Source organism: Nostoc foliaceum FACHB-393 (assembly GCF_014698505.1).
Lineage (GTDB): Bacteria > Cyanobacteriota > Cyanobacteriia > Cyanobacteriales > Nostocaceae > Nostoc > Nostoc foliaceum_A.
Genome location: NZ_JACJTD010000030.1, coordinates 34694 through 60268, shown reverse-complemented (window position 1 = coordinate 60268; position 25575 = coordinate 34694). Strand labels below are relative to the sequence as shown.

General features: G+C 40.3%; 15 protein-coding genes and 1 pseudogene. 10 read left to right on the top strand and 6 right to left on the bottom strand.

Annotation, left to right across the window (positions count from 1 at the left end; all coding sequences use genetic code 11):
• Position 1: 1 nt before the first annotated feature.
• The gene (locus tag H6G92_RS22795; RefSeq protein WP_190896024.1) at positions 2-1402 is read right to left on the bottom strand and encodes a cytochrome c biogenesis protein; all 1401 of its coding nucleotides are present in this window, start codon (positions 1400-1402) and stop codon (positions 2-4) included.
• Between the two features lie 30 nt (positions 1403-1432).
• Positions 1433-2173, bottom strand: a complete 741-nt coding sequence (locus tag H6G92_RS22790) for a cytochrome c biogenesis protein CcdA (RefSeq protein WP_190896023.1) — start codon at positions 2171-2173, stop codon at positions 1433-1435.
• 180 nt (positions 2174-2353) lie between these two features.
• Here H6G92_RS22790 and H6G92_RS22785 point away from each other — a divergent pair, with 180 nt between their 5' ends.
• Positions 2354-9448, top strand: a complete 7095-nt coding sequence (locus H6G92_RS22785; protein WP_190896021.1) for an AAA family ATPase — start codon at positions 2354-2356, stop codon at positions 9446-9448.
• 358 nt (positions 9449-9806) lie between these two features.
• A complete protein-coding gene (locus H6G92_RS22780; protein WP_190896019.1) occupies positions 9807-12392 on the top strand; it encodes a GAF domain-containing protein in 2586 nt (861 codons plus the stop codon).
• 173 nt (positions 12393-12565) lie between these two features.
• Here the strand turns inward: H6G92_RS22780 and H6G92_RS22775 are convergent, their stop codons facing one another.
• On the bottom strand, positions 12566-13240 hold the full coding sequence (locus H6G92_RS22775; RefSeq protein ID WP_190896010.1) for a hypothetical protein: 675 nt from the start codon (positions 13238-13240) through the stop codon (positions 12566-12568).
• 1128 nt (positions 13241-14368) lie between these two features.
• Between H6G92_RS22775 and H6G92_RS22770 the strand changes: the two genes are divergently transcribed.
• The 3 genes and pseudogenes from H6G92_RS22770 to H6G92_RS22760 form a co-directional block, all read left to right on the top strand.
• Positions 14369-14860: a hypothetical protein gene (locus tag H6G92_RS22770; RefSeq protein WP_190896008.1), complete on the top strand. Its 492-nt coding sequence runs from the start codon at positions 14369-14371 to the stop codon at positions 14858-14860.
• 1375 nt (positions 14861-16235) lie between these two features.
• The gene (locus H6G92_RS22765; protein ID WP_190896006.1) at positions 16236-17345 is read left to right on the top strand and encodes a response regulator; all 1110 of its coding nucleotides are present in this window, start codon (positions 16236-16238) and stop codon (positions 17343-17345) included.
• A 124-nt stretch (positions 17346-17469) separates the two neighbouring features.
• Positions 17470-17751, top strand: a pseudogene (locus H6G92_RS22760) (response regulator); the annotation flags it as partial.
• A gap of 188 nt (positions 17752-17939) precedes the next feature.
• Here H6G92_RS22760 and H6G92_RS22755 read toward each other — a convergent pair.
• Entirely contained in the window at positions 17940-18911 is a 972-nt protein-coding gene (locus tag H6G92_RS22755; RefSeq protein WP_190895994.1) for an SGNH/GDSL hydrolase family protein, read from the bottom strand.
• A 559-nt stretch (positions 18912-19470) separates the two neighbouring features.
• On the opposite strand from H6G92_RS22755, the gene H6G92_RS22750 reads away from it, so the two are divergent.
• The 5 genes from H6G92_RS22750 to H6G92_RS22730 all read left to right on the top strand — a co-directional run bounded on the left by H6G92_RS22750 (position 19471) and on the right by H6G92_RS22730 (position 23192).
• Positions 19471-20823 carry a helix-hairpin-helix domain-containing protein gene (locus tag H6G92_RS22750; RefSeq protein WP_190895992.1) on the top strand — a complete coding sequence of 451 codons (1353 nt, stop codon included), beginning with the start codon at positions 19471-19473 and terminating at the stop codon, positions 20821-20823.
• A 202-nt stretch (positions 20824-21025) separates the two neighbouring features.
• Positions 21026-21622: a hypothetical protein gene (locus H6G92_RS22745; protein ID WP_190895990.1), complete on the top strand. Its 597-nt coding sequence runs from the start codon at positions 21026-21028 to the stop codon at positions 21620-21622.
• Positions 21623-21828: 206 nt separating this feature from the next.
• Positions 21829-22368: a hypothetical protein gene (locus tag H6G92_RS22740; protein ID WP_190895988.1), complete on the top strand. Its 540-nt coding sequence runs from the start codon at positions 21829-21831 to the stop codon at positions 22366-22368.
• A gap of 151 nt (positions 22369-22519) precedes the next feature.
• Positions 22520-22834: a hypothetical protein gene (locus tag H6G92_RS22735; protein WP_190896075.1), complete on the top strand. Its 315-nt coding sequence runs from the start codon at positions 22520-22522 to the stop codon at positions 22832-22834.
• On the top strand, positions 22824-23192 hold the full coding sequence (locus H6G92_RS22730; RefSeq protein ID WP_190895986.1) for a pentapeptide repeat-containing protein: 369 nt from the start codon (positions 22824-22826) through the stop codon (positions 23190-23192). The genes H6G92_RS22735 and H6G92_RS22730 overlap by 11 nt, the downstream gene beginning before the upstream one ends.
• Positions 23193-23402: 210 nt before the next feature.
• Here H6G92_RS22730 and H6G92_RS22725 read toward each other — a convergent pair whose 3' ends face one another.
• Complete coding sequence (locus H6G92_RS22725; RefSeq protein ID WP_190895984.1) at positions 23403-24356, bottom strand: LysR substrate-binding domain-containing protein; 954 nt, start codon at positions 24354-24356, stop codon at positions 23403-23405.
• 409 nt (positions 24357-24765) lie between these two features.
• Positions 24766-25488: a class I SAM-dependent methyltransferase gene (locus H6G92_RS22720; RefSeq protein ID WP_190895981.1), complete on the bottom strand. Its 723-nt coding sequence runs from the start codon at positions 25486-25488 to the stop codon at positions 24766-24768.
• Positions 25489-25575: the final 87 nt, after the last annotated feature.

The following is a 25575-nucleotide window of genomic DNA, read 5'->3' as shown; positions in this document are numbered from 1 at the left end:
TTTAAACTTCAATCGCTGCCTCTTTCTCCTCACCTTTTGGCTGTGAACTCAGCCGATCTAAAATATCTAAAACCTCTTGTTCAAAAGCAACTTGGGCGCGATTAGTTTTGCCACCTATATACAAGCGATCGCCTTTTTGCAATGCCCATATTTGCGAATGGGAGAAGTAACTCATCACCACACCCAGCATTAGCAAGCCAAACCCTGAGTAAACAATTGGTATACCTGGATCGGCTTTAATTTGTAAACCAGTGCTACCAATAACATCCAGAATTTTTAGCTTTACACCATTGACTTGGGTAGACATCCCTGCGCGGACAGTATCAACGAGTTTGCCTGTGGGATCATAAATTAACACCATCCCTTGCAAGTCTTTGGCTAACAGGGAGACACCCTCACTCAAATCCGGTTTGGTCGGAACCCAGGTTCCCCAAATGCGCCCGTTCCCGTTGGTGTTCAATTGCGCCATCGGTAGCTGAAAAATGGGGCTGTTGTTAAATTGAACGCGAACACCTGCAATTCCCCAATCAGTTTGATAGAAAGTTACGCCATGATAGCGCAGAGGCTCGTTGACAAAAATTTTCTTATGGTCAACTTCCTTTCCCTGATTATCTAAGACAGACATATCCGAATAAAATTGATCAATACCGCCAGATGGAGTGTAGTCAATCCAAAAACGATTGACACGCACAGACCAATCTTTCGGGACTTGGGCTGCTGCTAAAGGGCCAGCATCGACAATATTTGTCACTTTAAATGTATCGCCACTTGCAACCATTTCCTGAGCCAGAAACCCAGTCATCGCCCCCCAAATTCCCCCTAGCAGAATAGCGACGATGCCAATATGAACGATAATTGGGCCGATGCGTCCAACTATTCCCTTCCGGGCATAGAGGAGATTTTCTTTTTCTTGATCTTGAAAAATTTTATAGCGGTGTTTCTGTAATATTTGGTTTAACGAATCTAGAGAACCAGTATCTAGTTCTGCACTCAAAGCTAACTTTTGAAATTGCCGTGGTTCTTCGTAATATTTCCAGCGCTGGGCAGCTTTTAAGGCTGGCAACTGACGGGTAAAAGAACAAGCAGTTAAGCTAGTGCCAAATAAAATGAGTAATGCCAGAAACCACCAAGTACGATATACGTGGTCTAACCCAACTACCTGAATTACCTTCCAAGTTAGGAAACCAAATAAAGCTGGATGTTCTGGATAATTGGCTTGGTAAAATGCGGGTGATTGACCTTGTTCGATTACAGTACCAGTAGAGCTAAAGATTGCAATCAATAGCAATAGTGCGATCGCTAGTCGTAAGTTGGTCAGTATAGGCAAAAGCTCTTGGCGTAAGAACTTCCCAGGTAGTGCCCACCATTTTAATTCTTTGGACGCTGAATCTTCTAAAGTCATTATGTGTAAAAGCTAACAAAGGTATTGATATTAAAAACTGCCGAGGGGAATCCGAGAAATCAAGGAAAATACACCGAATCCTACCAATAGTGCCCCACTAACTGGGTTAATCCAACCAGACCAGCGACGCAATTCTAGTAACTTTTTAATTGAAGCTGTGAAAGTACCCGCCAAAATCAACGGTGCTACATAACCGGCTGTGTAAGAAAGTAGCAAAACAGCGCCTAAAATTAAGTCTTGTGTATTAGCAATCCAACCCAACAAACTCGCTAAAACAGGAGTGCTACAAGGGGATGCCACTAAGCCAAAAGTCAGCCCCAGCAAATAGGAACGCAATCCTGCTGGTAAATCTTGCGAAATCCAATTCGTTTCGCCCAAGGATGGAAATTGCAGAGGCAGTGCTTCTAATAAGTTCAGCCCCATGAGAATGGCGATAATGCTGACGATAATCGGCAAACCAATTCCCACTTGACCATAGACTTTTCCCACTAAACCTGCTATTATCCCTAACCCTGCCAATGTAGTAGCTAATCCTAAAGCAAACCAGGTTGATTGGGCAGCTGCTTGTAGGCGGCTTTTGGCTTCATAACCGCCGATGTAACCAATGGTAATTGGCAGCATAGAAAGCATACAGGGTGTAAGACTGGTGAGCAAGCCAGCGGCAAAGATGATACCAACACTCACTATGCTAAGGTGTGTCAGTTGGTTAGAAACTAGGCTGTTGGCAAATTGTTCTAGTTGGTAAATTTGGGTTTGCAGGTTATCAAGCATGGGAGTTTTTGAGCGGGAAATGCTTACTCTGCTTGAATTTTAGCTTATTTTTGGTTTGTGAGTCAGCAGAAGTGATTATTCGAAACTGATATCATCTAAATTTCATCTGCCCAAGGAAATGTATCTAAAATACAATTGATCTCGGATTATCCCTAAAGAAACACTGCTGGAGTATTTGGCATGATGATTGCATTACCCGGATTTAAAATTGTCACTTTGTTAAAAGCAGGGGTAAAAGCAGTCATATACCGTGGAATCAAAGTTAAAGGTCAGTGTCCGGTAATTATCAAAAGCCTACGTCCAGAAGAGTGTACACCCAATAATATTGAACAACTCAAACATGAGTATGCGATCGCTCAAAGGTTAAATACCACAGCCGCAGTCAAAGCCTACGCCTTAGAGATGTACCAGGGAATTCCTTATTTAATTATGGAGGATTTTGAGGCGCGATCGCTCGACCAGCTGCTAGACCAATTTCAAGAACCTGTTTCGTTCCTAAAAATTGCTATTGAAATCACCAGCAAACTTGCACAAATTCACACTCATCATATTGTTCACAAGGATATTAAGCCGCAAAATATCTTAGTTAACCTCGAAACCAGTCAGGTCAAAATCGCCGATTTTGGAATTGCTGCCTTCATTCCATATGAGCAACAAATAGTTAGCAGTTCCAGTCGCATTGAAGGCAGTTTACCTTATTTATCACCTGAGCAAAGCGGGCGGATGAATCGAGGAATTGACCATCGCAGCGATTTGTATTCGCTGGGAGTCACCTTTTATGAGATGCTCACAGGTCAGCTACCATTTCAAGGCAAAGACCCCTTAGAGTGGGTACATTGCCATATCGCCAAATCTCCGCCATCCCCGAAAAAGCTAAACTCTGATATTCCTCAAATGCTTTGTGACATCATCATAAAATTGCTGTCAAAGGTTGCAGAACAGAGGTATCAGAGCGCTTTAGGTTTGCAATTTGATCTGGAACGGTGCTTAAAGCAATTGGAGACAACCGGAGAAATCCAATCCTTTGTTTTGGGTGAGCAAGATATCTCAGAGCGCTTTCAAATTCCCCAAAAACTGTATGGACGAGAACAAGAGATTGCAAAGCTTTTACAAGCATTTGAGCGAGTTGTTCACCAAGGTAAACCAGAACTTGTGTTCGTCTCTGGCTATGCTGGTGTTGGTAAATCTTCTCTAGTGAAGGAGATTCACAAGCCTATTATAAGAGAACGCGGCGTTTTTATCTCTGGTAAGTTTGATCAGTACAAACGAGATATTCCTTATTCCACTATTGTTCAAGCTTTTAAAACACTTGTTAGACAAATTTTAACGCAGCCTGAAGATCAACTTACCTCTTGGAAAAAGCGAATACAAACAGCATTAGGGAATAATGGTAGATTAATCACAGATGTAATTCCAGAAGTTGAATTAATCGTTGGAGAACAACCTCCTATACCAGAGCTGGGGCCTGCTGAATCTCAAAATAGATTCAATTTGGTGTTTGAGAATTTTATCAGTATCTTTGCTCAAAAAGAGCATCCACTCACTGTATTTTTAGATGATATGCAGTGGGCAGATAGTGCTACTTTGAATTTAATTCAAACTGTCATTACTGGGTCTAGTATCCAATATCTCTGCTTTATTTTGGCCTATCGAGATAATGAAGTAGATGTTGTGCATCCCTTTAGTTTGATGATGGAGAAGGTTTGCCTATATGGAGCAAGAACAACCGATATTCTTCTTACTCCCTTGAATATTGTTTATGTAAATCAGTTGATTGCTGATACCTTGCATAGTTCAGTAGAACAAGTAGAACCTCTTGCTCAATTGATTATCCAAAAAACTGACGGTAATCCTTTTTTTGTCAATGAGTTTCTGAAAACACTGCATCAAGAGAATCTGCTGAATTTTGATCGCCAACATCGTGTTTGGCAATGGGATCTAGCTCAGATTGAAGCCCAAGGTATTACAGATAATATTGTCAGTTTGATGATTGTGCAGATGCAAAAACTGCCATTAGCAACTCAACAGGTGCTGAAGTTATCCTCCTGTATTGGTAATCGCTTTGATTTAGAAGTTTTAGCAATTGTTGGTGAACAATCTATTGAAGAAACGGCAAATGCACTTGTTGATGCAATTTTAAGAGGATTAATTATCTCTATTGAGTCAGATGAAACTAATCAGAAAAGCTATCGTTTTTACCATGACAGAGTTCAACAAGCTGCTTATGCATTAATTGCCGATGAATCAAAGTCGGCTGTTCACCTGAAGATTGGGCAGCTTTTGCTAAAGAATGCTAGTCATGAACAAGTTAACGAGCAAATTTTTGATTTAGTCAATCAACTTAATCTCGCTGTAGAGCTAATTGTTGAAAAGACAGAAAAAGATGAATTGCTACGATTGAATTTAATCGCTGGTAAGAAGGCAAAAGCATCTACAGCCTATACTCCTGCTAAAAGATTTTTGAGCGTAGCTATGAATCTTTTAACTGAGAATAACTGGATTGAACAATATGAACAAACATTTACTTTATTCAGAGAACTAGCTGAGTGTGAATTTTTAACAGGAAATTTAGAACAAGCAGAAAAAACATTTGAAATACTATTTAATAAAGCTGCTTCTCATGTGGATAAATCTAATATTTATATGCTGCAAATCAGACTCTACCAAGTTGCAGGTAGATATGAAGAAGCGCTGACACTGGGATTAGAAGCTTTAAAACTTTTTGGGGTGATATTCCCTGATACACATGAGCAAGTGCAAGCTGCGATCGCAATTGAAAAAAACCAGGTATTAACCAACCTAGGTAATAGACAAATATCCGATTTAATTAATGCTTTAATAATCCAAGACCCCAATATTAAAACAGTTATTAGTCTGTTGACTACTTTAGGCCCACCTACTTATCTCGGTAGACCTCATCTCTTTCCCTTAGTCGTACTTAAAGCAGTTAACTATTCACTCAAGTTTGGTAATACGGAAGATTCCTGTTTTGCTTACAGCATGTACGCTATGTTGTTAGTTTCCATCTTCCATGATATTCCCACAGGCTACGCATTTTCTGAGATGACAATTCAATTGAATGAAAAGTTGCATGACTTGAAACTTAGAGGAGTTGTTCTGCATATTCATGGAAGTCATATCAACGTTTGGCGTAACCATATTGCTACTGATATTCCCTTTTTAGAGCAGGGATTTATCGGCTGTGTAGAAGTAGGTGATGTCACGATGGCGAATTACAACGGCTATCAAGGCTCATGGCAAATTATCCAGTTAGGTTCTCCACTTGCAGAGACATACAAATCTCTAGAAAAATATACTGCCTTTGCCCGCCAGTCTAAACATGAGGCTGTTTATCAGACAATCAGACTACAGCAGATGCTACTGATGAATCTGCGCGGACTCACTCACCAAAACCTGACTCTAAATAATGATGAATTTGATGAATCACGCGCATTATCTGTAATTACCGATGCAGGCTTTGTCAGTGGAATTATTTTTTATAATATTATCAAATTAATTATCTTTTTTACCTACGGACAATATACAGAGGCACTAAAATATGCCTTAAAATTATCAATATTTCCAGTTAAAACATTAGCACTACCAATTGAAACAGATTATATTTTATATTACTCACTGACTCTAACAACTCTTTATTCGACAGTCTCTTGTCAAGAACAAGAACAGTTTTTGCAAACCCTAGAATCCCATCAGCAGCAATTGCAATACTGGGCAAGTCACTGTCATGCTAACTTTTTACACAAATCTCAATTAGTAGCTGCTGAAATAGCTCGAATTCAAGGTAGGGACTTGGATGCAATGCGCTTGTATGAGCAATCGATCGCTTCAGCCCGTGATCAGGGATTTGTACAATATGAAGCTTTGGCTAATGAGCTAGGCGCTAAGTTTTATTCAGAGCGGAAGTTTGAATTAATTGCCAAAACCTACTTGCAAGAAGCTAAAAACGCCTATATACGCTGGGAGGCATCTGCTAAAGTCAAGCACCTCGAAGAATCCTATCCTCAGCTATTTCCACAACAACAACTTGTCTCTAACGGAACGTTTATCACTACAGGTGAGCATTTAGACTTTTTATCAGTAGTTAAAGCCTCTCAAACCATATCTAGTGAAATTGTTCTTTCGCGGTTGTTGAAGACATTAATGCAAATTGTCATCGAGCAAGCAGGAGCAGAAATCGGTTATTTGTTGCTTGAACACGAGCAAAATCTGGTGATCGAAGTAGAAGCTAAGGTTAATCCCCAAGCAGAAAAGCTCAATGTTTCTCGACCTGTATTAGAGGGCGAAATTTCACAAGTTATTCCTCAATCAATCCTGAATTATGTTCAGCGAACTCAAGAAACAGTGATTTTGCAAAATGCCACTGAGCAAAATCTGTTTTCAAAAGACGAGTATGTAATTCAAAAGCAACCTAAATCTGTACTTTGTTTGCCGATCGCCCGTCAATCGAAATTACTGGGTATTTTATATTTAGAAAACAATCTTATCTCCAGCGCCTTTACACAAGAAAAACTTTCTGTACTGGAAATTTTGACAGTTCAAATTGCCATTTCTCTAGAAAATGCTCGTCTTTATCAAGGTCTAGAAGACAGCCAAGCACAACTCAATCTGGCGTTAAAATCTGCTCAAATTGGTGTTTGGAGTTGGGATATTGCCAACGATCGCTTTGACTGGGATGAGCAAATTTATCAACTATTTGGGTTAACACCTGAAGCTTTTGCTGGCACATCCGAAGCAATTTTAGCTCGTCTGCATCCAGATGATCGAGGATTGCTGGCTCAATCGTTGAGTCGAGCGATTAACGAAGGCGTGGAGCATGACTTAGAATATCGAATTATTCTAGATGACGGCAGTATCCACTATGCAGCTTGTCGAGGAAAAGCCTTTTTTAACGAAGCAGGTAAAGCTACACACATGAGTGGTGTTGTGCTTGATATTACAGATCGCAAACAATCTGAAGTCGAACGTATCCAACTGATTCAAGAGCAAACCGCCCGTCTAGAAGCAGAAGCCGATCAGCAACGAGCAGCGTTTTTAGCTCAAGTCAGCGCAACACTAGCCTCTTCTCTAGATTACGAAAGCACGCTAGCAACTGTGGCTAACCTAGTTGTGCCTTACTTCGCCGATTGGTGCAGCGTTGATCTGCTGCAACATAACCAATCAATTAATCGGGTAGCAGTTGCCCACCGAGATCCAGAGAAAGTTAAACTCGGTTGGGAACTTCATCAGCGTTATCCTAGAAAGTTGGATGAACCTCAAGGTGTACCTAAAGTGCTGCGTACAGGAATTGCTGAAATGGTAACTGAAATTCCAGATGCAGCTTTAGTAGAAAGCATCCCTCATGCAGAACATCTAAGGATTGTGCGTGAACTTGGTTTAAAATCCTGTATGATTTTGCCCTTAATGGCACGCGAACGGATTTTTGGTGCCATTTCGTTTATTACTGCTGAATCAGAACGTCGTTACAGCACGGCTGACTTGTCATTAGCGGAAGATGTTGCCCATCGAGCTGCGATCGCCATCGATAATGCCCGCCTTTACCAAGAAGCGCAGCAAGCACAAAGAACAGCAGAACAGGCATTAGAGCGCATTGCCCGTCTCCAATCCATCACTGCTGCCCTTTCAGAATCACTGACACCAGCCCAAGTATCTGAAGTGATTGTAGAACAGAGCATGGCTGCCTTAGGGGCCAATTCTGCCCTCGTTGCCTTAGTGAATGAAAGTAAAACTGAACTGGAAATTGTGCGTGCGGTTGGCTATAACCAAGATTTGGTCGATACTTGGCGTAATTTTGCCATCAATTCACCCTCTCCTTTAGCAGAAGCTGTGCGGACTGGGCAACCTGTTTGGGCTGAACCAACAGAAAATCGCGTAGCTCGTTACCCGCATTTAGCAGAAATTTACGCCCAATATGATTTTAATGCCTGGATTTCTATTCCGTTGATGGTAGAAGGTTGGGCAGTTGGAGGTATAACTTTGGGATTTGCCCAGCCTCAACAATTGAGTGAGGAAGATCAAGGGTTTATCTTGGCTCTTGCTCAACAATGCGCCCAAGCGATCGCTCGTGCCCATCTCTACGAAGCCGAACGAAGGGCACGAAGCGCTGCTGAATCAGCAAACCGCATCAAAGATGAATTTCTAGCCGTGCTGTCCCATGAACTGAGAACACCGCTTAACCCAATTCTGGGTTGGACAAAACTGATGCGAACCCGCAAGCTTGATCAAGCAACAAGCGATCGCGCCCTCGAAACCATTGAGCGCAACGCCAAGTTACAAACCCAATTGATTGAAGATTTGCTTGATGTCTCCCGCATCCTTCAGGGTAAACTTAACCTCAACTTTGGCTCTGTTGATTTAGCATTAACTATTCGATCTGCAATGGAGACAGTGCGTTTATCGGCGGAGGCTAAGTCTATCCAGATTCAGACAATTCTTGAATCTGGTGTCGGGCAAGTTCTAGGTGATACCAATCGATTGCAACAAGTCTTTTGGAATATCCTTTCCAATGCCATTAAATTTACTCCTACCGGAGGACTGGTAAAAATCAAATTAGAGCAAGTTGGCTCACAGGTACAAATTCGTGTAACTGATACAGGAAAAGGGATTGCACCTGAATTCTTACCTTATGTCTTTGATTATTTCCGTCAAGCAGATGGTGCCACAACTCGAAAATTTGGCGGTTTAGGGTTAGGATTAGCGATCGTCCGGCATCTTGTAGAACTTCACGGGGGGGCTGTTCAAGCAGAAAGCCTGGGCGAAGATCAAGGAGCAACTTTCACTGTCAAACTTCCATGCTTACAGGATGAAAGTAAAAAAATCAAAGATGCAAAAGATAATTCCTCATTTGTGGAAGATCAGCCTTCACCCTTGTCTGGCTTAGAGATTCTCGTGGTGGATGATGACGCAGATATGCGAGAGTTTTTGCCTTTCATGTTGGAGCAATATGGCGCAACTGTAACCGCCGTAGCCTCAGCCATCGAAGCTTTAACTGCACTGAGTCAATCCCAGCCAAGTTTGATCATCAGCGATATCGGGATGCCAGAAATGGATGGTTACATGCTGATGCGACAGGTGAGGAGTTTGGAACCAGAGCAAGGCGGGACAATTCCAGCGATCGCCTTAACTGCCTATGCTGGCGAGATGGATTATCAGCAAGCGATCGCTGTCGGATTTCAACAGCATATTTCCAAGCCTGTAGATCCAGAGGAATTGATAAAGGCGATCGCGTTATTAGACTTATTACCAAGGCGGCGGTAAGCCCACTTGCTTTTTGGGGTGTTTCGACTGCGCTCAACACAAGTGTCCGGGATAGCCGCCCTGCCGCCGATAACTACTGTTGACTGATAACTGTCAACCGTCATCAGTCATCAGCCAACGTGACATCTCCTTTTAAGGGTGGGATGAGCTTAAAGCGGTAGCGAGTCCGCGAGCGTTCTGAGTATGACTGTATTTGCACTTTGGGCATAGGTAATTGACTTCCACCTTCCTGCACAGGATGACGCTAGCTAAACAAGCGATTAAACTATGGATAAATATGTTGCTTTTAGCACCACTTACATAAATTTAATTTCATTGTTAAATCTAAAATCTCATCCTGCTATATAAAATACCGGTTATGTCAGTGTATCAAGGAAGTTGTGGGGAGACCGCCGATTTGATTATTGGTGTTCACAACCAAGAAAACCGCGAATTACAAGCAAATTCTGCTCCTGTGGGTGCTCTTGCCACAAGACAAGGAACTTTTTCTACGTTTCTTGCTCCCCTGACTCAAGATACTTTTAAACAGGTCGTTAAGGATGTCGAGCAAAAATTACAGATTGTCCATCAAACCCTATCAATGCTGGATTCTCAGGGGTTTGAAACTCTTCTGCAAGAAATGTTGCATTCGATTACCTTAAAAACCGGGGAATTACTGGGAGCAGACCGGACGACAATATTTTTATTGGATGAAGAAAAACAAGAACTCTGGTCAATTCTGGCTGAGGGTGAGGGCGATCGCTCTTTAGAAATTCGCATCCCCGCCGATAAAGGCATTGCTGGGGAAGTTGCTACCTTCAAGCAAGTTATTAATATTCCCTTTGATTTTTATAGTGACCCGCGATCGCATTTTGCCCAAGAACAAGAAAAAAGAACTGGCTATCGCACCTACACTATGCTGGCTTTGCCGTTGTTAAATGAACATGGGCAATTAGTTGCAGTAGTACAATTACTGAATAAATTAAAATCTGGGAATAATCCCGATGCTTCACTTGCAGAGCGCATTGATACCAAAGGTTTTATCTGTGCTGACGAACAATTATTTCAAGAATTTGCCCCTTCGATTCGCCTAATTTTAGAATCCTCGCGCTCTTTTTATGTAGCCACCCAAAAACAAAGAGCAGTGGCGGCGCTGATGAAGGCGATCAAGTCCCTCTCTCAAAGCAGTCTCGACTTAGAAGACACCCTCAAGCGGGTGATGGATGAAGCCAAGGAACTGATGAATGCCGATCGCAGTACACTATGGTTAATAGACCGCGATCGCCATGAATTATGGACGAAAATCACCCAGGATGATGGTTCAACCAAGGAGTTGCGAGTCCCCGTAGGTAAAGGTTTTGCTGGTCTAGTGGCGGTTTCTGGTAAGAAACTGAATATTGCCTTTGATTTATACTACGATCCTGACTCAGAGACAGCCCAACGATTAGACCAGCAAAATGGGTATCGCACCTGTAGCTTGCTTTGTATGCCAGTGTTTAACGCCGATCAACAACTGATTGGCGTTACCCAACTCGTAAATAAAAAGAAATCCGGGGATTTTCCACCTTATAATCCAGCTGATTGGCCCAAAGCTCCCGACTGCTTCCAAGCTAGCTTTGACCGCAACGATGAAGAGTTCATGGAAGCTTTTAATATTCAAGCGGGAGTAGCACTGCAAAATGCCCAGTTGTTTGCCACAGTCAAGCAACAAGAACAAATGCAACGGGACATTCTGCGTAGTCTTTCCAATGGAGTGGTTTCTACTGATAAAGCCGGGTTAATTATCGCCGCTAATGAAAGTGCCAAGCGTTTGCTAGGACTGGAGCCAGAAGAACGTTTAGAAGGTAAATTAGTTACTGATGCGATCGGCATCAAAGAAGGCGACTTTAGTAAGTGGTATCAGGATGCTTTACATGCAGCCGACTTAAAAGGCCGCCAGCAATATTACCCAGATCGCACGCTCCTAACTACTGGTACAGAACAGCACAGTATTAATTTATCCATTAACACAATTGCTGATGCTAGTGACCAAGAGCAAGTCCGTGGGGCGCTGGTGGTGATGGAAGATATCAGTGATGAAAAGCGGCTCAAGAGTACGATGTACCGTTACATGACCCAGGAATTAGCCGAAGAATTGCTGAAATTGGATGATGCTAAACTAGGAGGCGATCGCAAAGAAGTTTCGATTTTATTTTCCGATATTCGCGGCTACACCACTTTGACAGAAAACTTGGAAGCAGAAGAAGTGGTAAGTATGCTCAATGAATATTTTGAATCAATGGTGGAGGCAGTCTTTAAACATAAAGGCACCCTTGACAAATATATCGGCGATGCCATCATGGCTGTGTTTGGTTCTCCCCTACCTTTGGAAGAACACGCTTGGATGGCAGTGCAAACATCTTTAGAAATGCGCGTTCGTCTGCACGAATTTAATCAACGTCGCTACGCAGATGATAAGCCCAGAATCAAGATTGGCATTGGCATTAACTCCGATACCGTGATTAGTGGGAATATTGGCTCTAGTAAACGGATGGAATTTACTGCTATTGGCGATGGTGTTAATCTTGGCTCTCGATTAGAAAGTGTCAGTAAACAGTATGGTTGCGATATTATTATTAGCCATAACACTTTTAAACCATGCCAAGATCATATTTGGGCTAGGGAGCTAGATTACATTCGTGTCAAAGGCAGAAATGAGCCAGTAGCGATATATGAATTACTGGGTTTGCGTTCCAATCCTATTGAAAGCGAAAAATTGCAAGTGATTGAGCACTATCACAAAGGGCGCGAGTATTACCTAAATCGTCAGTTTTCCTTTGCTAGAGCTGAGTTTGCCAAAGTTTTGGCAGCAGACAACCAAGACAAAGCTGCTATGTTGCATCTCCTACGTTGTCAGCATTGGTTACAATCACCCCCAACAGATTCAGATTGGGATGAAGGAGTATGGACATTTCAAGAAAAATAAACATCCAGGAATTAAATTCAAGCTAATTATTAATTATTAATTAAAAAGGGTTTGATTCTCCCACAACTAACAAGCAGTCTTGTTTGAGGTGGGTTGAAATCCTTTTTATGTTACATAATTATGAATTTTCAAGAAATTAATCTGGACATTTTGCTTCTTTAAATGTCTAATATTCAGCGTGACAAAGACTGTTTCTCCAAAACTGACAAACTTAGAAGCTTGTTTACCCGTTTTAGGCATATCCTTGTGAAATATGTAAACCAAGTAGTAATTCCTACTAGTTTCAACGTATCTTCTACGGCAATAGATATACTAGGAAATATCTTATCGCAAATAATTGATAATCCAAAAAATACTAGAGAAAATAACAAAATCATCAATTCAGTTTTCTTCAGAATAGTTTTAAACTTTATAAAAAACAGTAACCCAAGTGCAACATAACTTGCGTAAACGATACTTTCATTAATATGTAAATAATCAGGAAATACACTTTCATGAATTAAGAAAAAGTCATCTAATAGTAACAAAGATGTCAAGAGTCCAGAAAACAAGAAGAATGAGGAATATTCTTTAGCTCTGATATCTTTTCTGAGTAGTGCATAACTAAAGAGACATATGCTTGCACAAGAACACCAAAACAATATACCAATATTGGAGAAAAACCCCAAGTAAAAAGGCACACTCATTATGGCAGATGGATCTCTCGTCAAATAGTCGGCAGGTAGTTTAGTTTTTAATTTGAAAGCTATTACCAGTATAGAAAATGGAATAATTGTTGCCAAAAATGTTAATAAAAAAACTTTCAATTGATGAAAATAGTTTGATTTTTGAAAAACTAAGTTTGTCATGAGTTTCCACCTTGATTATCTAGCCCACTTACCGCAGATATTTTCAGATATTTAAGTATTCTTGTTTTAAACTTGAATATCTGCTGTGAAAGTATGATTTTCCTGCCTGCGTAAGATTACTTTTTATGGACATATGCGGTGCTTGACTGATAGGAATAAGTTTACCCATCAGCCCAGATATTCACCAAATATACTTCAGTAATCTTTAGGCAGCTAAGAGTATTTTTTTTACTTAAACGCTCGCTTGATTAGCTTGTCAAATGTGAAATCCTTGATTTGTAAGGGTCTAAAATTAAGCTAAGGTTAATGAAATTAATTCAACAAGTTAAGATTATTTCATATAATCAAAAAATATTCAAGTTCTTTGTGTTTTGATCTTATTGAAGTTTTAATGAACTTTGCCATCTCAGTCTGCATAACAATCTAGATAAGCTGAACCACATTTAAGTTCCGTTATCCAGGGTTGAAATAGCTCTCTAGACATATCAAAAGAATATCTGCATTGATTGAGACTGTTGCCGGAGTGCTCGAAAGTCATGTTTATCTGTATCAAAGAGTCTATCTCTGCACATGGCATCATGAGGGGAATTCAACAAAAATCGTTGGGAATCCCATACTTTCAAGAGGTGTCCGGGATAGCCGCCCACCGATTTAGTCATTAATGCCAATGACTAATGACTCAAAATCCCAAGGCTTCAAGCCGTGGGATAAGTTAAATTTTACCTGCCTTTTGAACGGGGTTGTAGGATCAGATTTCAGTTGTTACTGCTACTCAACTGAGCGCCACTCCATATTATCTTTTACTAGTAATTGGTATTCACTCAAATCTTCTGATTTACTTAAGAAAGGTCTATTTGGTGTGATTATCGCAATTACTTAAGTGTCAGCTTTAACACCCGATATTGTTTGTCCAGTGACTTGCGATATAAAAAATGAGTATTTCTAACAGGCAAAATCTATTTAAATTACTTCTTAAAATATCTTCATATTTCTCAACTAAATTTAAAAATTATTGAGATTGAATTAAGAATTGAAGAGGGAATCGCTTTGTAAAGGTTAGTTGATATTTGTTGTCAAACTGCTAGTGAAGTTACAAACTAAGAAATATACAACACACGCAATTATTTTATGACTGCTATTTCTAGCCTTGAATTCAAACGACCAATTTGGCAAACCGCTATCATATTGACTTTGGGGTTTTGGCTCAGTGCTAGTCTAGTTTTAGACTGGGTAATTATGCCTAGTCTTTATCTTTCTGGCATGATGAGCCAAGCTGGTTTCACGACAGCAGGCTATACGATTTTTTGGAACTTCAATCGGATGGAATTATTATCTGCTGCTGTAGTCCTGACTGGGGCATTAGCTTTGAGCAAAACCCGATATCATTGGCGTATTGGCAGCATTGTTTTATCTGTGTTGCTGCTAACTATAGCTATGCTTGACACCTATTTTTTAACCCCGCAGATGTGCGCGATAGGTGTTCAACTCAACCTATTTGAAGCTGCTACTGCTATTCCATCGACAATGAACTTACTACACGGTAGTTATTGGGTATTGGAAGTAGTTAAGCTGGTAGCTGGCGGTACACTTTTAAGCTGGTGCTGGCGGGAGCAAGTTTAAGTAAATGGCGAGGTATAACGGTGAGAATGTCCACTTCTAAATCTCACGCCAAAGACGCAAATAATTTTTTTGCGTCTTTTTGCTAAATATAACTTAATGCGTTAATGAATGCGATTGGGGACAATTTTGTATTATTTGTAACTTTAAAAATTTAAGATTTTTCGAGCAAATTGCTCCCATAAAATGATTCACTCATTTATAAGTGTAATTCAATCAACAGACACAATTATCTTTTACGGTACATTTTCAGCCTTTCCGGATATTCGATCAAATAAATACTGAAAGATAATATTAATTAGTTTTCATGTTTCCTTTACTGATTTATCATGAAGTTTATATATTTTTGCTAACTTTTTTTGAAAATTATAGTAATCTGAATTTTAGTGGTTACTTACTTGTTATCTACCATCTAGCTGAAAAGAGCTATTTTGCAGGTATATACTACCAATCAAGAATTTCGCTGCAAGTTCTTGAATTTGTCACTCCAAATTGTGCCGGGTGGACTATTTTAGCCCTACACAATATTAGAACCCGTTTTCAGTCCAGTGTTTATGAAGAGACTCCCTTCTGCTGATTTGGTTGCCTGTGCATCTCACCACATACCATCATGGCGGCAATTACCAGCCAGCTAACTCATCCTTGGTCGGAGGTTACCATTCTTGTTGTGCAAGTGATAATTTTGCCTAATCCCAACACTAAGAGTTGCTCTACAATCACAAATCTAAGTATACCTAAAACTTTTAGAATACTTAGTTTTTAATAATACTTTTTCTATTGAAGAAGTTCCCCTCAAGAATAAACTTCTAGCAAAAGTGCCCGGCGACTTTCGTTACGCCTACAAAAACATAGTTTGTCAGCGCAAACTGAATGGCTAAAAGCCTTGATGGAGAATTATTTAGGTCTACGTTACAGTAGATTTTGGTCGCTCCAGATTTTAGCATTAGAGGCAAAATAACTTTTGCAAGAGAACTAAAGTATCTACAATTTCAAGCTGCTAAATACGGATATCAATGATGCTTTTGTGACTGATGGGCGAGAGCCAATGGTCTGCGTGTTGCACTTGAGTTACTGTTAGATTGGCTAGATTAGCGAAAGATACAGAAAACCAATCTAATTTTTGAAATACTATATCCTGGCAACCAGTCGGGCCATTTTGCTATTGGGCAATAATATGGATTGGTTTAGTTGTAATTTGTGCTTTATAGCTTAACAGAGATTGGTGAATTAGGAGTTGGGGGGTGTGGAATCTCTGTACTAACTTAAATGTGACCGCTATATTTATTTGACAGTGCTCCCAACAAAGTCGCGGTGAATTCCGAAAAGGTAATTCACTAATTTTGCCTGCAAATGTTAATTTTATTCCAGAGCCATCCCAATGAAGACACTTCCGATTAGTAGATACAGATTTTTCCAAAAGCTCCAGCCTTTATCTCTGTTAAAAAAAATCACTGGTAAGTCGGTTACTGGTTGTTTGCAAGTGTTTAGCACGTCAGGCTCTTGGTCAATATATATGGACGAGGGTAAACTAATTTATGCCTGCTACTCAGAGAAAATGTTTGAGCCACTTTACAGGAATTTGCAACGCTTGAGTCAGCAAATTTCGACTCTCCCTCGCGGAATTCACGAACAGTTGCGGGCGATATTTGAGACTGGTATTGAAAATCAAGCAATACCGAACCCAGATTATTTGGCTATTTGCTGGTTAGTCAATCAGAAATATATTAGTCCCTCTCAAGCGGCGATACTGATAGAGCAATTGGCGCTAGAAGTTCTGGAGTCATTTCTGAACTTAGAAGAGGGGAGTTATGAATTTATTCCTGAAAGCTTTCTGGATGACATGCCAAAGTTTTGTCATTTAAATCTCCGCTTACTAGTTGAACGATGTCAAACGCCTCGAAGCGTTGGCGTTCGCGTTAGCGTCTCTGAAAGAGAAGACTCTCATCAGACATCGCCAACTTCCCAATCGCACCCCTCACAATTGTTCCAAATAAATCAGCCGCAAGCTCAAACCAAAACTACATCCAAATCGTCTAGAACAAACACCTATAAACCACCAGCCTATAATACTAATGAAAATAGGGATAAGGGTCAGCGAATCATCCAACCGCCTGTTAACAAAAAAATCTACACAATCTTTTGTATTGATGACAGTCCTACGGTATTGAATACTATTAAAAGTTATTTAGATGATCAAACCTTTTCTGTTGTCGGAGTCACCGATTCTTTAAAAGCTTTAATGCAGATTGTCTGCACAAAACCCGACATAATTTTGTTGGATATTTCGATGCCTAATTTAGACGGGTATGAACTTTGCTCTTTGCTGCGTAAACACTCACATTTTAAAAATACACCTGTGATTATGGTGTCAGAAAAAGTAGGATTTTTAGATAGGGCTAAAGCTAAAATGGTAAGAGCTTCAGGCTATTTAACTAAACCTTTTACACAAGGAGATTTACTAAAAGTCATCTTTCAACATATTGTTTAATTCCGTAATATAGAAAATAGCTCCACGAAACCCAATATATTTGTTGGATATTTGAGATTCAGTATTAACTGGATCGTTACCATTCTAGTTATTTAAAATTGTCTGAGTGAATTTAAATTGGTGAGTCATTAAGGCGACTAGTGCGAAAGAAGATTTAGAAATAATATCATAAGAAAAGTCGGATGCGATTGTTACTAATGTAGTGATGTTAGGAATAAGTGGATTTGAATTGTATCGCTTCATCAAAAAAAATCTGGTTCATGAAAAAGTAACTATTGTAATTTGTAGTAGTAAAAATCAGGCAATTCACCGCTTGTGGGTAAAGAAGCAGGGTGCTGACGCCTACATAACTAAACTATATACGCCTGAGCAGCTACTGAGTATTGTTCAATCGCTTGAGGCATAAACCTACACTGTTCAGTTAAGAATAATTAAGAATTAGTGGTTCAGGTCATTATTTTTGAGGGGTTGTGAAAGTTCGTAGTAAGTTAATGTGGTCTTCTCACCATGAGAGAAAGTTTAGTGGCTCTGATCCTTGAAGTTGAGCAAAAAATCGCTTACTAAGAACCTTATTTTGGGTTAGAGTTGACGAATTTAGTAGCTCTGAGGAAGTGGTACCCCCCTCAATATTTCTAAAAGCGATCGCACCATAACTTCACTGACAAATTTATTACCTTGTAAGTTGAGGTGAATGTGGTCGTGATACATACCTTGTGGGTTGGTAGTTGAATTGAATATCGGTAAAAAGTCTATATAGTTGATTTGCTTTGCTCTGGTAAAATCGTTCAAACGGTGACGTGCTGTAATTTCGTAATCGCGGGGGCCTGGTTCACCAATTTCTCGTAGTAAGGGAGTCATGACTAGTAGAAATTGGCTGTTGCTTTGGCGAGTTAGGGCTTGAATTTTACCGATCGCCTCCAGATTAAACCCCACGCGATCGCCTGCTTCATTTTGCACTGCTTTCATGTCGGCAATTGGCTTTTGCTTGACGATATAACGTTGCCACACTTCCACCAATGCTAGGGGGGGTTTACTATCGGGATAGTTGCGATCGCGTCCTACCGGTAAAGAGGTGGGAGGGGTTGCAAACAAATCATCGGTATTAATTAATAACACTACTGCTTGAGCGTTGAAATTGCTAAACTTTTGTAAATAAGCTAACTCGTTCCTTGGCCCCCAAGAGTTAGCTGAAGCATTCAGCACTTCTACTTCTTGATAATTACTATTAGTGGATGATGCCAGAGAATGCATCAACATTGTGGATATTGTATTAGTCTGATCTGTCCACCAGCCACCATTAGCAATAGAATCCCCTAACAGTAAAACTCGCAGCCCAGAAGGTGCAACCGTCTTTTTGATCGGACTACCTCGCATAGAATACTCATTAATTTCAATGCGATTACCAAAACGACGGGTACGCTGGTTAGGAGCCAATAAATAACCAATCTGCTCATCACCAATGTAAATTAGGGGATTACCGAAGCCAAAGAGCGATCGCAGTCCAATCTCAGCTACCACAAACAATCCCACAACCACTGCTAAAATTACGATCAACGCCACTTTCACCTATTCACACCCTCTTATACTGAGTTGCTTTTCAACGATAGTAACTGACGCATTGGGCATTGGAAAGAGGCACAGAGGCAGGGTAAAAGGGAAAACTTTTCTTCCCCACTTTCCAGACATCTGACCGAAACAGTCTAAAGCAATGAGTGCTCAGTGCTGAGTCTTAAGGTTGCACATAGTAATAATTGCTCGGTAATTTGGTTTGGAAGAAGTGACTTTAGTCGTGGAATATAATAACCAAGTTGCTTATTAAATTCCCTAACTTTAGTTATGGGATTCTCCTCTAAGCCGATAAACTTGGCACTCAGTGCTATTCAATAAACGGATTAATATGTATTGGAATATGTTTAATCAGCTTTGAAAACAGCAATTATAATGCTATTAACTGTCTATCTAATAGTTTACCAAGCTTTTGATATACTTTCGTCACTTTTGTGTAGGAGGATAGCAGTGTTTTCTAGTGATATAATTTTGTATTATTAGGTATTACTATATCTACAATTTTCATCATTTTATCAATTAATTAATTTTGCAAAAATTTTTTCGGGGGTAGGGTAGGATGATAAAAATAGCCACACGTAAATCTTTAGGTAAACAAAATGTCTATGACATTGGGGTTGAGCGTGACCATAATTTTGCGATCAACAATGGCTTAATAGCTGCCAATTGCTTCAATAAATCCCATTCGACTGCCTATGGTTATGTAACTTATCAAACAGCATATTTAAAAGCTAATTACCCATTGGAATATATGGCGGCGCTGTTAACGGCTAACAGTGGAGATACCGATAAAGTACAGAGATATATTACTAACTGTACAAATATGAGTATTTCCATAGATCCGCCAGATATTAATCGTTCTGGTGTTGATTTTACGCCGACAGCGGGAAAGATTCTGTTTGGATTTTCGGCAGTGCGTAATGTGGGACAGAATGCGATCGCCTGTATTTTGGAGGCGAGAAATGAGACAGGAGAGTTTAAATCACTCGCTGATTTTTGCGATCGCGTGGATTTACGTGCTGTTAACCGCCGGACTCTGGAATCGCTGATTTACTGTGGAGCCTTTGACAAAATTGAACCCAACCGCCAACAGTTAATTAACGACTTAGAATTAGTGTATGATTGGGCACAATCTCGCGCTAAAGACAGAGCTAGTGGTCAAGGAAATCTCTTGGATTTATTAGGCGACGGATTTTCTTCTACTCAGAATAAAAGAGCAAATAATGCCTTTGAAACTGCTCCTAAATCTAAACCTGTAATGGATTTGCCCCCACAGAAAAAGTTGCAGATGGAGAAAGAATTATTAGGCTTTTATGTATCAGATCATCCACTGAAATCCTTACGGCAAATAGTACCGCTTTTGACCCCGATTAACCTTTCGCAACTGGCAGAGCAAAGGGAAGAAACAAGGCTTTGTGCAGTTGTCATGTTGAATAATGTCAAAAAAGTGGTTACTAAAAAAGGTGACCAGATGGCAATTTTGCAAATAGAAGACCTAACTACACAATCAGAAGCTGTAGTCTTTCCCAAAACCTATGAACGCATTAGTTCCCTACTCCAAGTTGACACCAGATTGATTATTTGGGGAAAAGTAGATCGACGCGACGAGCAAACTCAATTTATTCTTGAAGATGCAGAACCAGTGGAAACAGTACAAATGGTAATGGTGGAGTTAAATCCGCAGCAAGCAGGTAATATCGAAGAACTGCATCGCTTGAAAACAATTTTGCAAGAACAGTCAGGAGACAAAGAAAAGGCAAAAATGCCAGTGATCGGAATTATACAAACTGAAAATTCTCGTAAACTTGTTCGCTTGGGTTGGCAATTTTGCGTACAAGATTCTAGAATAACCGTTCAAGCTTTGCAAAATGCCAGTTTTCCTGCTCATATAAAATTGCTGACTGGTAGCTGATACCAGAAGTGAAAAGTCCATTAATACTGAAAAGCAGTTTAAAAATTAGTTCTGCTGAACTGTCAACAGTAAATCGCCTTAAGTATTCAGGATTTTAAACGTTTTTTTAGTTACTTATGCGGATGATAATTTCCTCAAGGTAATGGTATCTTTTTATGCTAATAGCCTTAAGGCTGCGACCGGGGGAAGGAGTTAGAACTTGATGAGCGTAAACGAGCTACAGAAATTTGTTTCATATTGTAAAAAAATTCAACCCCAAACTCACGAGGACATTCAAAAATTTTTTGAAGGAGTAATTTTGTTTCCTTATGATAAGGAACTTCTATTGCAAGCTTATTTATTTCTGAATATTAAAGACTTGTTTCCGTCGTGTGCTGAATTGCTGTTATTTGAAAAATCTCCAATTTCAGATTATACAGATTTAGGTAAGTGTGATTTTGTCTACCTGACTTTTAAAGGTAGTCTGTATTTAATTGAAACTAAGTTTATTGATACAGAAGCAACGGGAGCTACAGAAAGAAAAAGAAGAAATAAACACAGAAACAAAGTATTTGAGCAAGTTATTACTTTAAAAGGTCGATTTAGTGAATATTGGAATATGAGGCTAGATCAATTAGAATGCGGGGTTTTCACAACAGATCCAGAAGTTGCTTGGCGAGGAAATGGTGTGAATGTCACATCTAAATCAATATCTATAGACCATCTCGAAAAATGGCGAAGAAGTTATCACACTAGTGAAAAACTTTTATCTCATCAAGATGGGTCAAAGTTTGAGGGGAAGCTGAATTTGAAAGGTTGAGCCAAGACCCAAGTATACTTTTTACGGTGATTCATCCCCCATAACTTTATACAATTTGTGGAGCGATGCCTGCGGTTTTTGCTAGCCTACGCAAGTCCGAGTCCAAAGCCGCGGATTAGGGGAGAGGGAACATCGGTAACCTTGGCCCGGAAAACATGTCAGATTACTTGAATAAGTACCAAAAGTCTGACAGGAAAATTATACTAATGAGAATTTGGGCTACTACTGCTGTGCTAGCTTCTTCTTGGCTAATATCTGGGGTCATAGGTTCTGAGCCAATCAACGCTACTTCTGTTTTGGTAGAAAATGCTATATCATCTCCTGCATCTCCTGCGCCAACGAAGAAAAAACAGATTACTGTTAGTAACATCGAGTTCGGGCTGAAGAGAGTTGATTCTAAAGGTAACGTTACCATTTTCCAGACAAAAAGAGTGCCACTTCAGCAAGGAAACGCCTACGGATGGCGGATTAAACTCAAAGACTACCAAGGTGAAGTGAAATGGCGCGAAGTCTTGCGTTTACCAAAACCTCCAGAAACTTGGGGTACAGATAAGGGTGAAGACTTCTCTATGTCAGCAGATGGGATGACATCTGTGACGCGGCGCACACAATCGGCTCCAGAGGGTGTGATTGAGAATTTTTGGACGATCACTCCTGGCGATCCGGTTGGTAAGCATGAAATAGAGGTCTATATTGATGACCGTTTAATCAGTACTTTCGAGTTTGAAATTATTCCAGTCAAGTAGATGTAAAAGGCATTGGGAAGAGACAAGAAAGACAACAAAGAAATCTTGTTCAATAATTCTTTCTTGTCCTCTTGTCCCTCTCATCTTCCCCTTAACCTTAAACTGAGGAGTATCTTAAAGATAGAAGTTTGATTCTTGTTGGGTGGCGATCGTGAATACAGAGGAATTCTTGCGATTAATCGAAAAACAGCGCCCATGTCCTCAGACACTGCCAAAAAGTCTGCAAGCAATGTGGTATGACAAGAAAGGTGATTGGAGCAAAGCTCATGAAATAGTTCAAAATGCCAGCGATGCTGATAGTGCCTGGGTTCATGCTTACCTGCACCGCAAAGAAGGCGATTTGAACAATGCTCATTTCTGGTATCGTCGCAGTGGTCAGCCAGAGTTTTTAGGAGAACTAAGCCAGGAATGGGAACAAATAACTTCTGTATTGCTAAGGAAGGTGAACGCGACGCATGAATGCTGAGGAATTAAAACGGCGTTTTGCCGCAGGAGAAAGATATTTTCCAGCCGTCAACTTGAGTAGGGACAAACTGATTGGTGCCTATTTACCTGGAATCAATTTATGGGGATCTGACTTGAGTGGAGCGAACCTAGCTAAAGCTAAACTCTGGGGAGCAGATTTGAGTAGAGCGAATTTAGCCAAAGCGAACTTGACCAGAGCTAATTTGAGCGGTGTCAAACTGAATGAAGCAAATCTCCGGGGAGCGAAACTCAACTATGCCAAGTTGTATGGAGCGAATCTGACTGGCGCTTACTACGATGAAAGCACGCGGTTTTCTAGAGGTTTTGACCCCATCAGTCAAAATATGCGAAAGGTGTGAAGGGGATTAGAGACTGAGTAATTTCCCTGCAAGCGGATTTTATATCACAGCGTTTTTCGATTCAACCGTAAGTTATACAGAATTCAGCATGAATTCTGTACAACTTACTCCTTGATGATTTCTGGTTAAATTGGCGTTCGCGTAGCGTGTCTTAAAGGACAAGGTATTGCTTGAAATAACTGTTTTTAATACATATTAATCTCAGCTATTTTACATAGATGATATTAACATTTGTTCAAAAACTTTGGAAAGAGCAGTTTGAAAACGCTGACGATGTTTGAGTTTGAAAAAAGGTCGAACTATTTCTGCGTAGGCGTAGCCCGCCGTAGGCATCGCACCGTTACCCTCTCTGTTATCAATCACTCGAATTGCCCGCAGAGTTCCCAACTGTATTTCTTTTTTTACCATCAACTCAGAAATTCCAATAGCACCGACACCATCTTCGATCGCTGCTTTTGTCATCTCTCCACTGTTGAACACTAAAATTACATCCAATTGACTGAGATTGATTCCCCAATTTTGTAGGGCTTCCTCAAACCTTTGCTGGGTTCCAGAACCTGGTTCTCGCATCACCCAAAGGGTTTGAGTTAATTGGGTTAAGTCAATTTCTCCCCATTCAAACCAAGGGTGTTTTTGACCTACCACAATTTGCAAGCGATCGCTCCCCACTATTTCGGACTCTAGAGTATTCTGAAGCGCTGGCTTTACATCTCCTTCCACCAAACCCAAATCAAACTGTCCTGTCGCCGTTCCGACACAAATCTCTTCTGTATTGGCAAGGCTACAGTTAATCTGGATACCGGGATATTGGCTCTTAAACTCACTAATCTTGCTTGGTAGCCAGTAGTTAGCAATTGTCAGACTTGACCCTAATTTCAATTCACCCCGTTGTAGATTGTTCAATTCCCGCAATCCCCTTTCAGTCAAGGAAACTTGATCGAGAATTTTCCGTGCTTCCACTTGCAGTAATTTACCAGCCTCAGCAATCTCAATATGGCGACCAATCCGATGGAATAGTTTCACTCCGTATTCTTGCTCTAAGTTGTGGATTGCTGCACTAACGGCAGGTTGGGTAATATAAAGCTCCTCTGCTGCGCGAGTAAAGTGTAAGTGCTGCGCCACAGCTAGAAAGATTTTTAGCTGCTCAAGCGTCATTCCTGCCATTTATGGTATCCCTACAACTTGGTGTAAAACTTTAATCACTTTCATTTATCATTTTGACAAACAAAAGCATTTGTTTCTATCGATTAGTTTGACTAAAGTATAAACCAAGGCTTTCTACCTAGTTATTAGTCATTGGTTATTCGTCCTTTGTAAATGACCCATGCCAATGCCCAAGCATGAAAATAAGAACTTCCACAAATGAGCGGTTTAGTAACTGCAATTACCATAGGGATAAGGGCATTCAGTGCCACCAACATTAATGATTAGGTATATGTTGCAAGAAAAAGATTTGGGTCATGGGAACCAGGACTTCTGCAAATGAAGGGTATGTCAGACCAATAGAACTACAGAGTCCTGGAAGGTTATTCCCGATGAATTGGGTCTACGTCGATCTATAGGCTGGGGTAGTTCACAACCGCACCTTATACAACTCGAATAATTCCCCTGATTTCTGCGTTACTACTTTACCACCAGCCGCTTTAATAGTTTTTTCCCACTTAGCCAAAGGCTCTAAAAACACCTCAGCCGCCAAATAGGTTTCCAGAACTGCCCAATCTTCTGCTAAAGGCTGTTCTGGGTTGAGAACGTCAAACACAAAATGTCCACCTGGTTTTAACACCCGCTTGACTTCTGCCAGTACAGCATCCCAATATTCGAGTGGAAAATAGCAGCTAAATCCTGTTGCGATCGCAAGGTCAAATTGTTCTGATGAGTAGCTTAACTGATGAGCTGCTCCCAACTCAACACCTTTGAACAGTTTTGAATTTAACTGCGGCCCACGGGAATTAAGGGTATCGCGTGCCACATTACTGATTTCTTGCCCATGAAAAAATGCTTGCCAATCCCGCCAAGGATAAATTAAAAAGCTGATACCACAGCCAATATCTATACAGTGCTGGTTCTTTTGAGGTTTTGCAATTTCCCAAAAAGGGGAAGCAATTCTTCCTGAGAAACTACCTCCAATCCACTCACGGAATATCGGCATCGCTTGTACTTCTGTTGGGAGTTCAAAGGTTTCACCTTGATACTCACGGTTAAAGCGATAGGCTATTTGGGCTAATCTTTCGTCCCAGTTTGTTGATTTGGGTGAAGTAAAGAGATTTTGGAACTGCGAATCGGGCTTTTTGGACATCAGGTTGCTCTTTGAGTACTTCAGTCCAATTTTAGTGTAGACAAAGTGCAAGCAGTAACTGTAAAATAGCTAACTTGAAAACTAATT

Bases quoted from the DNA above. Each gene is read 5' to 3' on its own strand.
- H6G92_RS22795 (WP_190896024.1), bottom strand. From the start codon at position 1,402: ATGACTTTAGAAGATTCAGCGTCCAAAGAATTAAAATGGTGGGCACTA.
- H6G92_RS22790 (WP_190896023.1), bottom strand. From the start codon at position 2,173: ATGCTTGATAACCTGCAAACCCAAATTTACCAACTAGAACAATTTGCC.
- H6G92_RS22785 (WP_190896021.1), top strand. From the start codon at position 2,354: ATGATGATTGCATTACCCGGATTTAAAATTGTCACTTTGTTAAAAGCA.
- H6G92_RS22780 (WP_190896019.1), top strand. From the start codon at position 9,807: ATGTCAGTGTATCAAGGAAGTTGTGGGGAGACCGCCGATTTGATTATT.
- H6G92_RS22775 (WP_190896010.1), bottom strand. From the start codon at position 13,240: ATGACAAACTTAGTTTTTCAAAAATCAAACTATTTTCATCAATTGAAA.
- H6G92_RS22770 (WP_190896008.1), top strand. From the start codon at position 14,369: ATGACTGCTATTTCTAGCCTTGAATTCAAACGACCAATTTGGCAAACC.
- H6G92_RS22765 (WP_190896006.1), top strand. From the start codon at position 16,236: ATGAAGACACTTCCGATTAGTAGATACAGATTTTTCCAAAAGCTCCAG.
- H6G92_RS22750 (WP_190895992.1), top strand. From the start codon at position 19,471: ATGATAAAAATAGCCACACGTAAATCTTTAGGTAAACAAAATGTCTAT.
- H6G92_RS22745 (WP_190895990.1), top strand. From the start codon at position 21,026: ATGAGCGTAAACGAGCTACAGAAATTTGTTTCATATTGTAAAAAAATT.
- H6G92_RS22740 (WP_190895988.1), top strand. From the start codon at position 21,829: ATGAGAATTTGGGCTACTACTGCTGTGCTAGCTTCTTCTTGGCTAATA.
- H6G92_RS22730 (WP_190895986.1), top strand. From the start codon at position 22,824: ATGAATGCTGAGGAATTAAAACGGCGTTTTGCCGCAGGAGAAAGATAT.
- H6G92_RS22725 (WP_190895984.1), bottom strand. From the start codon at position 24,356: ATGGCAGGAATGACGCTTGAGCAGCTAAAAATCTTTCTAGCTGTGGCG.
- H6G92_RS22720 (WP_190895981.1), bottom strand. From the start codon at position 25,488: ATGTCCAAAAAGCCCGATTCGCAGTTCCAAAATCTCTTTACTTCACCC.